This is a genomic window from Streptomyces milbemycinicus (genome assembly GCF_002154605.1).
In the GTDB taxonomy this organism is placed as follows: Bacteria; Actinomycetota; Actinomycetes; order Streptomycetales; family Streptomycetaceae; genus Streptomyces; species Streptomyces milbemycinicus.
The window spans coordinates 1-696 of the sequence record NZ_MUNE01001117.1; the positions used below are offsets into that span (position 1 = coordinate 1).

The 696-nt window shown below is 71.0% G+C and carries 2 protein-coding genes; one reads left to right on the top strand and one right to left on the bottom strand.

Going from position 1 to position 696, the window contains the following annotated elements:
* Positions 1 to 194: hypothetical protein (locus CCN51_RS56820; protein ID WP_245881886.1), on the bottom strand; the 194-nt coding region annotated here is incomplete at its 3' end.
* Positions 195 to 346: 152 nt separating this feature from the next.
* On the opposite strand from CCN51_RS56820, the gene CCN51_RS51435 reads away from it, so the two are divergent.
* Positions 347 to 696, top strand: a 350-nt coding sequence (locus CCN51_RS51435) for a twin-arginine translocation signal domain-containing protein (protein WP_158104795.1), incomplete at its 3' end; no start/stop codon positions are given.

Genomic DNA, 696 nt, shown 5'->3' on the forward strand with positions numbered 1-696 from the left:
GGGTCGACGTGCGGGGCGGGAGGCGGAGCGGGTGCCGCCACCGCCTCGGAGGCGGGTTTGCTGCCGCAGGCGGTGAGGAGGCCGAGCAGGCCCGCTGTGGCGCCAAGTGCGGTCAGAAAACCGATAGTTGACCTACGGGGTCTGACCGGGTCCGGGTCCGTCGGTCTCTCGCTCGTACGGCCATGTGTCGTCATGGCGGCATCCTCGCACGGTCGGCCAGGAGTTCGAGTCGTATCACGGGTGTTTGCGCGCCCTGACGAAAGTCAGGTCCGCACCTGGCGATCGACAGTGGGGCGGGGGCAGTGCGCCGGGCCAGAGTCGGGGCATGCGATTGATGACTTCTGCCGTGTCCCGACTCTCACGGCGTCAACTACTCGGCGGTCTCGCCGCCACGGGGGCCGCCGTGACCCTCGCGTCCGCCTCCCTCGCCTCCGGCGCGGTGACCTCAGGCAAGGGTGGCAAAAACGACAAGGATCACAAGGGTGGCACGAAGCCGGCGCGCGAAGGGGACGCCATACGGGTCGGGTTGCCCGCGCCCACCGGCCCGTACCCGGTCGGGATGGTCGAGCTGCACTTGGTGGACCAGGGGCGGAAGGAGCGGTGGGGGCCCGGCGACCGGGAGCTCATGGTGAGCGTGTGGTACCCGGCGCGGCGGGAGGCGGACGGGGGGGACGGGGCATCGGCGCCGTATATGCG